This window comes from Micromonospora deserti (assembly GCF_003236335.1).
In the GTDB taxonomy this organism is placed as follows: Bacteria; Actinomycetota; Actinomycetes; order Mycobacteriales; family Micromonosporaceae; genus Micromonospora; species Micromonospora deserti.
Genome location: NZ_POUB01000271.1, coordinates 1 through 8,067, shown reverse-complemented (window position 1 = coordinate 8,067; position 8,067 = coordinate 1). Strand labels below are relative to the sequence as shown.

The following is an 8,067-nucleotide window of genomic DNA, read 5'->3' as shown; positions in this document are numbered from 1 at the left end:
CCCCGCCGTCCACACCGCCACCGTGCGCTGCCAGGCCAGCGGGTCCCGGGTGGGCGGCGGGGCGGGCAGCGCCCCGGGCGGCGGGTCGGTCCGGGTGCCGAGCAGCGTCGCCACCGCCCGGTACGGGTTCACCACGCCGTGGCCCACCTCGGCGTTGTGCCCCTCCGGTGGGCTGTCCGCCGTCCGGGCCAGCCGGTCGGCAACCTGCTCCGGGCTCAGGTCCGGGTGCGTGGCCCGGACCAGCGCGACCACCCCCGAGACGTACGCGGCGGCGAAGCTGGTGCCGCCCTGGGGTTCGGCGAGGTAACCCTCGCCGCCGGGCGCCGGGCCGACGATGTTGAGCCCGGGCGCCGCGATGTCGACGTAGTCACCGACCACCGAGCTGCCCACGTGGCCGCCCTGCTCGTCCACTCCGGCGACCGCGATGACCCCCGGGTAGGCCGCCGGGTACGCCGGGCGGTCCTGCTGGTTTTCCTGCCGGTTGCCGGCGGCGGCCACCACGACCACCCCCTCGGCCAGGGCGTGGCGGACCGCGTCGGCGAGCTGCGGGCGGTCCAATGTCACCAGCGACAGGTTGACCACGTCGGCCCCGTTGTCCACCGCCCAACGGATCGCCGCGGCGATCTGCCCGGGCAGGGCCTCGTCGATGGTGGTCCTGGTGTCGGGCAGTACCCGGATCGGAAGGATCTTGGCCTGCGGTGCGATGCCGCTGAACGGTACGCCGGTGCCCTCCCGGCCGGCGATGATGCCGGCGACGATCGTGCCGTGCCCAACGAGGTCGCACTGGCCCTGCTGTTGCGCCAGGCCGCTGAAGTCCCGCCCCTGCCGGACCTGGCCCTTCAGCACCGGATGGGTGGCTGAGACGCCCGAATCGATCACCGCCACCGTGACGCCGGCCCCACGGGAGAGCCGCCAGGCCGCCGCCGGTTCCAGCCGGCGGAGCGACCACGGCGTCTCGGTGGGCCCGGACGCGCCGGCCGGGCCGCAGCGGGGTGCCGCCGAGGCCGGTGACGGGGGAACGACGGCGGTGCCGAGCAGGACGGCGACGGCTCCACAGAGGACCGCCCGGACCCCGCGTCGCGGGCGGCGGGCCGGCCCGGTCCCGCCCGGTCGGAAGCTCTCGCGCACGTCGGTGAGACTACCGTCGACCCGTTACGGCGCGGGGTGCCGCCTCGGCCAGCGCGGGCCCCCTCGCCGGATGCGCAGGGTGCCGGGGTGGGCGGCGGTGTGTGGTCAGGGCCGTTCGGCGGGTTCCGCGGGCTCGTCGGCGAAGAGGGCGAGCAGGGCGCCGACCTGGCGGTCCGCCTCGGCCGGGTGGCGGAACCGCCCGGCCGGGTTGAGCGTGTACTCGTTGCGCCGGCCCACCCGGGTGCGCCGCAGGTAGCCGCCCGCCTCCAGGTCGGCGACGATCGCCTGGGCGGCGCGTTCCGTCACGCCCACCTCGCCGGCGACGTCGCGGAGCCGGGCGGTGGGGTCGCGGGCGATGGCGAGCAGCACGTGTGCGTGGTTGGTGAGGAACGTCCAGTTCCGGGTGCTCCCCTTCTCCCCAGTCGTCGCCATGCCCGACATCGTATGGCCCGCCGTCCGGTAGTCCGCCACACCCTCGCCGCCCGGCGGAGTGCCGGGTCGCAGTCGGGCGGGTGCCCGGGAACCGCGCCGGGCGCACCCGGGCGCTGGCCGGGCCGGCACGTCCGCCCGGGTCGAGGGAACTGGCCGGGACTGCCGCCTCGGCCGGGTCGGGGTGCCGGTCGGTCCGGGCGCAAGCGGTCGGCGATACATGAAAGGCATATCACGCATACCTTGACGTACCTTCCGGTGCGTGTGACCGTGGTGGCAGCCCGCGACCAGCGCAGGCCCGGGTCGACCAGGTCGTTCACGTGAGGGACGAGGTGAGGGGATGAGTCGCCCCGGATCGCCCGGCGCCCAGCCGGGCCCCGAGCCAGAGCCCGGCCGGCCGGCCGCCACCGACGGCGCGCCGACCACTCCAACGCGGGCGTTCGCCGAGTTGCACGCCGGCAACCGGCGGTTCGTCGCCGGCGCTCCGCACCACCCCAATCAGGACGCCGAACGCCGGGCCGCGGTGGCCGACGGGCAGCACCCCTTCGCGGTGATCGTCGGCTGCTCCGACTCCCGGCTCGCCGCCGAGATCATCTTCGACCGTGGCCTCGGCGATCTCTTCGTGGTCCGCACCGCGGGCCACATCCTCGGTCCCGAGGTGCTGGGCAGTGTCGAGTACGCGGTGACCGTCCTCGGCACGCCGCTGGTGGTGGTGCTCGGGCACGACTCCTGCGGCGCCGTGCAGGCGGCCCGGACGGCGGCCGCGACCGGCACCGCACCCGGGGGGCACCTGCGCGCCGTGGTGGATGCCGTGCTGCCCAGCCTGCAGCGGGCCGCGGCCGAGGGGGTGGACGACCTCGACCAGATCGTCGACGTGCACATCGCGCAGACCGTCGAGTCGATGCTGGACAGCTCCGCCGCGCTGGCCGCCGAGGTGGCGGCCGGGCGCTGCGCCGTGGTCGGCATGTCGTACCGCCTGGCCGCCGGTGAGGTGCGGACGGTGGCCGCGGTGCCGGCCGGTGCCGTGAGCGCGACCGACGGGCTGGACCGGGCGCTCGGCGCGGCCGCCTGACACCGGCCCCGCCGCCACCCGCACGCCCTCAGCGGCCGGGCGGAAACGCGCCGGGCCGCCCCGCTGCGGCGGGGCGGCCCGGATGCCGTCGAGGGTCGTCTACAGCAGTGACACGTGTACGTGATCAGTGTGGTTCGACGGGCCGCTGTAGGACTTCCAGCCGGTGGCCGGGAACCAGATCTGCCGGTTCCAGATCACGTAGTAGATGCCGAGCCGGTCGGCGTTGCGGATCAGGAAGGCGGCGAGGTTGTTGCCGTACATCCGGGTGTCCCTGTTGTGCCACGGGCTGAAGCCGCTGTTCTGCAACGACCAGTCGCAGGCCCGGCCCTTGGGGTGCTCCCACGGCCCACCCGGCCGGTAGCAGCCGACGAACCGGTTGAAGCCGGCCCGCTTGACCTCCTTGTACATGTGCAGCGTGCGCGGCGTGATGCAGCCCGAGGTGGTGGGGTCGTTCTCGCTGCACGACTCGGGCTTCCAGTCGCCGTCGGAGGTGCGGCCGGGAGCGACCCGGGCGACCGGCGAGGTGGCCGACACCAGGCCGCCGGTGAAGCCGAGCCCACCGACCAGCGACAGCGCCCTCTCCGCGTCGCGCTTGTTCTTGGCCATCAGGTTGGTCTGCTTCTGCTGCTCCCGGACCTCGGCGTCGAGTGCCAGCTTGGCCTGCTCGGCGCGGGTCTTCACCGCGTTGACCTCGGCGAGCTTCTTGGAGTTGACCATGTTGAGCTCGTCGAGCGCGGCGGCGCGTCGCACGAACGAGTCGGGGGTGTTGGTGTCCAGCAGCATCGAGACCACGCCGATCCGCCCGGTCCGGTACGACTGGGCGGCGATCTGCGCCACCTGCGGCGCCAGCGCGTCCAGGTCGGCCTGGGCCCGCTCGACCTCCAGCGCGAGTTCGAGCTGGCGCTTCTTGGACTTCTCCAGCCGGGACTTGGCCTGCGAGTAGTTCCGGTTGGTCGACTCGATGACGTCCGTGATCAGCTTCGAGTCGCCGTCCTCGTGCCCGGAGGGCTTGGGGGGAGTGGGGGCGGCCGCCGCCGGGAGGGGCCCGGCGAAGACGCCCAGGGCGGCGAACACGGCCACCACAGGAGTCAACCAGTGGCGTAGGGGTGCCGTCACAGTGTTCCCTTCCGTCGACCGCCGACCGGGTTAGCTGACGGGTTCGGGACGGAAGTGGCCCCTACCGCTGTCGCGGATTCACCCCGGGTACCTGGTTCCCCGGCTCGCCTGGCGGCGATTGGGCGGCGGCACCGCAGGCGCCGCTGCGCGCCTTCGGCGGTGACCGGCAGCGAGGTTACCCGAGAGCGGTCCCACGGATCTACGTCCCAAAGCCGACTAAATGCGTTATTTCGTAACGGCGGAGGGTGACCAGTGACGCGTTTATCAGGCGGGACGTCCTGATCGGTCACGCTGAGGAGTCTCACCATGCGGCGTCCGTGCTCCTGTCTCGGTCGGGCCAACCGTCTGGAGTGGCGGGGGACGTGTTTCCGGCGCGCGGCGCGCTCAGCGCCTCCAGCGCCTCGGCCCGGTCCGGCGCCGGCCGGGGGACCGGCGGGGCGGGCGTCGCGTCGGCGTCGGCGGGGGCTGCGCGGCGCCGGCCGGCGGTGGTCACCACGGCCGCCAGACCGGTGGTCAGCGGCACCGCGGCGATCAGGCCCAGCGTGGCGACCGCGCTACGGACGATCTCCTGGGCCAGGAACTCACTGGTCAGGATCTGGGTCACCGCCCGGGAGTCGGCGGTGAGCAGGAGCAGCACCGGCAGCGAGGCGCCCGCGTACGCGAGCACGATGGTGTTCACCGTCGAGGCGATGTGTGCCCGCCCGACCCGGGTCGCGGCCCGGTAGAGCTGCCGGCGGGACAGCTCCGGGTTGGCGTGCGCCAGCTCGGTGACCGTGGCCGCCTGGGTGACCGTGACGTCGTCGAGCACGCCGAGCGAGCCGATGATGATTCCGGCCAGCAGCAGCCCGTGCAGGTCGACGTCGGCCTGGAACATCGACAGCGTGGTGGCGTCCTCGCTGCCGTACCCGGTCAGGTGGGTGGCGGCGGTGGCGATCGTGCCCAGGAGCCCGGTCAGCACCAGGCTGCCCAGCGTGCCGAGCACGGCCACCGAGGTCTGTGCGGTGACTCCGTGCGTCAGGTACAGCACCACGAACATGATCAGCGCGGCGCCGACGACCGCGACCAGCAGCGGTGGCTGGCCGGCGCTGATCCCGGGCAGCACGAAGGCCAGCAGGACGGCGAAGCTCGCGGCCAGCCCGGCCAGCGCGGCCAGCCCGCGCCACCGCCCGAACGCGACGATGGCGGCGGCGAAGAGCACCACCAGCCAGACCAGTGGCTTGCCGCGCTGGTGCTCGGCGATGTTGTAGGTGCTGGCCGACGGGTCGGCCGGGTCGGTCAGCTCGACCAGGATGATCTCGTCGCCGACCGCGACGGTGGGTGCGCCGGGCCCGTCCGGCACCGGTGTCTCCACCTGTTGGCCGGCGTCCGGGCCGTCGTCCACCCGCACGGTGACGGTGCCGCACGGCCCCCCCGCCGCCCCGGGTGTGCCCTCGGGGGTCTCCGGCGCCGGTGGGCAGGGCTCGGTCACCACCCGGGTCACGGTGCCGTGGTGGCGCGGCGGTTCGGTGCCCGGATCGGTCTCCGGGCTGTCCCAGGGCCAGAGCACCAGGGCGGCGATCACGGTGGCGACGAAGAGGGGGACCACCGTCGCGACGAGGATCCGCCGCACCCCGGGCGGGGCGGACGGAGCGGGACGGGTGTGGTCGGCGCCCATTGAGTGTCTCCCAACGAATCCAGGGCGGGGTACGTGTCGGCGGGCCGATCGGTTCAGCGCTGCCGCGTGGCCGCCTCCGCGGTCCCGGCGGATCCGCCGGGAGCGGTGGGATGACCACGTACCGCCAGGGCCGGTGCCGGCCCGCCCTGGCCGTGCGGGCCAGCACCGGCGCCCGGTGGCGGACGCGGGGCCGGGTGTTGCGGGATCCAGAGGGCCATCGGCCGAATGGTAGCCATCCCGGCATCCGGGCGCAGGTCGCGAGGGGGTGTCGGGGCGGTCGACCTCGCGGGTTGGCCCACGCGCACCGGGCCGAGCGGGCATGTTGGGGGCATGGCCGCACACCCGCCACCGTCCGGGCACGACTCCGGATCGGGCATGCCCGGCGGGCACGGGATGCACGACCAGCACGACCAGCACGACAAGCACGCGGGGCACGACCCGGAGATGTTCCGCCGCCGGTTCTGGCTCTGCCTGCTGCTGACCGTGCCCGTGGTGGCGACCAGCCACATGGTGATGGACTGGTTCGGCTACGAGCTGGCCTTCCCCGGCCGCTCGCTGGTCGGGCCGGTGCTCGGCTCGGTGGTGTTCTGGTGGGGCGGCTGGCCGTTCCTGGTCGGGGCGGTACGGGAGGTGCGTGACCGGGCGCCCGGGATGATGCTGCTCGTCGCCATGGCGATCACCGTCGCCTACGTCACCTCGCTGGCGACCAGCGCCGGCGTCTTCAACCTGGACTTCTGGTGGGAGCTGGCCGCCCTGGTCACCATCATGCTGCTCGGGCACTGGCAGGAGATGAAGGCGGTCGGGCAGGCACGGGGCGCGCTCGCCGCGCTGGCCGCGCTGCTGCCCGACGACGCCGAACGGGTGGTGGCGGACGGCGCGGTGGAGCGGATCCCGGTGGCCGAGCTGCGGGTCGGTGACGTGGTGCTGGTCCGGCCGGGCGGCCGGGTTCCGGCGGACGGGCGGATCACCGAGGGCGGCGCCGAGCTGGACGAGTCGATGATCACCGGGGAGTCCCGCCCCGTCGCCCGGTCGGTCGGGGACCGTGTGGTCGCCGGCACCGTCGCCACCGACTCCGCGATCCGGGTCCGCGTTGAAGCCCTCGGTGAGGAGACCACCCTCGCCGGGATCCAGCGCATGGTCGCGCAGGCCCAGCAGTCCGGCGGGCGCGCACAGGCGCTGGCCGACCGGTTCGCCGCCGGCCTGTTCTACGTCGCCACCGCCACCGCTGTGGGCACCGTGGTGGTCTGGGCTGCCCTGGGGAGCGCCGACGACGCGGTGATCCGTACGGTGACCGTCCTGGTGATCGCCTGCCCGCACGCGCTGGGCCTGGCCATCCCCCTGGTGGTCGCGCTCTCCACCGCGCTGGCCGCGAGGTCCGGCATCCTGGTGAAGGACCGGCTGGCGTTGGAACGCATGCGGACGGTCGACGTGGTGCTGTTCGACAAGACCGGCACCCTGACCCGGGGTGAGCATGTGGTCACCGACGTCGTGGCGGCGCCCGGCACCGGCGAGGACGAGGTGTTGCGCCTCGCCGCTGGGGTGGAGTCCGACAGCGAGCACCCGTTGGCCCGGGCGATCGTCGCCGCCGCCGGCGCGCGGGGCGGCCCCGCCGCGGCGGCCGGCTTCCGCTCCCTGCCGGGCCGTGGCGTCCGGGCCGCCATCGCCGGGCAGGAGTACGCCGTCGGCGGGCCGGCGCTGCTGCGCGAGCTGGGCGTACGGCTCCCGGCGGAGCTGGAGCCGGCGACGGGCCGCTGGTCGGCGCGGGGCGCGGTGGTGCTCTACCTGGTCCGGCCGCCCGACTCCGTGCTCGGCGCCCTCGCCCTCACCGACGAGGTGCGCCCGGAGGCGCGGGAGGCGATCGCCGAGCTGCGCGCCGAGGGGGTGCGGACCATCGCCATGATCACCGGGGACGCCCGGCCGGTCGCCGAGGCGGTCGCCGCTGACCTCGGCTTCGTCCCCGGCGTCGACGAGGTCTTCGCCGAGGTGTTGCCGGCGGACAAGGACGGCAAGGTCACCGAGTTGCAGCGGCGGGGGCTGACGGTCGCGATGGTCGGTGACGGGGTGAACGACGCGCCGGCGCTGGCCAGGGCGGATGTCGGCATCGCCATCGGAGCGGGTACCGACGTGGCGATCGAGTCGGCCGGCGTGGTGCTCGCCTCGTCCGATCCGCGCGGCGTCACCAGCGTGATCCGGCTCTCCCGCGCCTCGTACCGGAAGATGCTGCAGAACCTGGGCTGGGCGGCCGGCTACAACGTGATCGCGCTGCCGCTGGCGGCCGGGGCGCTGGCGTGGGCGGGGCTCGCGTTGAGCCCGGCGTTCGCGGCGGTGCTGATGTCCGCCTCCACCATCGTGGTGGCCCTCAACGCTCAGCTACTGCGCCGGGTACGGCTCAACCCCGCCGATCCCACCGGGCGCACCCCGCCCTCGGCCGGCCCCGGGCCCGGCGGGCCGGCGGCCGGTTCCGGCGGGGCGGCACGGGCGGACCGGTCGGCCCGCTAGCGTGGGCGACGTGCGGACGGTGGCGGTGGCGGTGCAGCGGTGGAGCCAGCTGCTGCTGCTCCTCGGCACGCTGTTCGGCCTGGCCGCGATGCACACCCTCGGCCACGGCACCCACTCGCCCGGCCACACCGCCGCCACCACTCACGTCGCCCACCCCACCCCCGTGCGG

6 protein-coding genes and 1 riboswitch are annotated in these 8,067 nt (G+C 74.7%); of the genes, 2 read left to right on the top strand and 4 right to left on the bottom strand.

Going from position 1 to position 8,067, the window contains the following annotated elements; genetic code table 11:
• Together mycP and C1I99_RS26450 are read right to left on the bottom strand one after the other, a co-directional pair.
• Positions 1-1,128, bottom strand: a 1,128-nt coding sequence (gene mycP / locus C1I99_RS26455; RefSeq protein ID WP_111136904.1) for a type VII secretion-associated serine protease mycosin, incomplete at its 3' end; no start/stop codon positions are given.
• 105 nt (positions 1,129-1,233) lie between these two features.
• Positions 1,234-1,569 (bottom strand): helix-turn-helix transcriptional regulator, encoded by a 336-nt coding sequence (locus C1I99_RS26450; protein ID WP_111136903.1) that lies wholly within the window; start codon positions 1,567-1,569, stop codon positions 1,234-1,236.
• 328 nt (positions 1,570-1,897) lie between these two features.
• Here C1I99_RS26450 and C1I99_RS26445 point away from each other — a divergent pair, with 328 nt between their 5' ends.
• Positions 1,898-2,629 carry a carbonic anhydrase gene (locus tag C1I99_RS26445; RefSeq protein WP_111136902.1) on the top strand — a complete coding sequence of 244 codons (732 nt, stop codon included), beginning with the start codon at positions 1,898-1,900 and terminating at the stop codon, positions 2,627-2,629.
• 99 nt (positions 2,630-2,728) lie between these two features.
• On the opposite strand, the gene C1I99_RS26440 is transcribed toward C1I99_RS26445, so the two are convergent.
• Both C1I99_RS26440 and C1I99_RS26435 read right to left on the bottom strand, forming a co-directional pair.
• Positions 2,729-3,745, bottom strand: a complete 1,017-nt coding sequence (locus tag C1I99_RS26440; RefSeq protein ID WP_111136901.1) for a coiled-coil domain-containing protein — start codon at positions 3,743-3,745, stop codon at positions 2,729-2,731.
• A 4-nt stretch (positions 3,746-3,749) separates the two neighbouring features.
• Positions 3,750-3,880, bottom strand: a riboswitch (cyclic di-AMP (ydaO/yuaA leader).
• 166 nt (positions 3,881-4,046) lie between these two features.
• The gene (locus tag C1I99_RS26435; RefSeq protein WP_111136900.1) at positions 4,047-5,399 is read right to left on the bottom strand and encodes a YibE/F family protein; all 1,353 of its coding nucleotides are present in this window, start codon (positions 5,397-5,399) and stop codon (positions 4,047-4,049) included.
• 330 nt (positions 5,400-5,729) lie between these two features.
• On the opposite strand from C1I99_RS26435, the gene C1I99_RS26430 reads away from it, so the two are divergent.
• The gene (locus C1I99_RS26430; protein WP_438941449.1) at positions 5,730-7,898 is read left to right on the top strand and encodes a heavy metal translocating P-type ATPase; all 2,169 of its coding nucleotides are present in this window, start codon (positions 5,730-5,732) and stop codon (positions 7,896-7,898) included.
• Positions 7,899-8,067 lie beyond the last annotated feature (169 nt).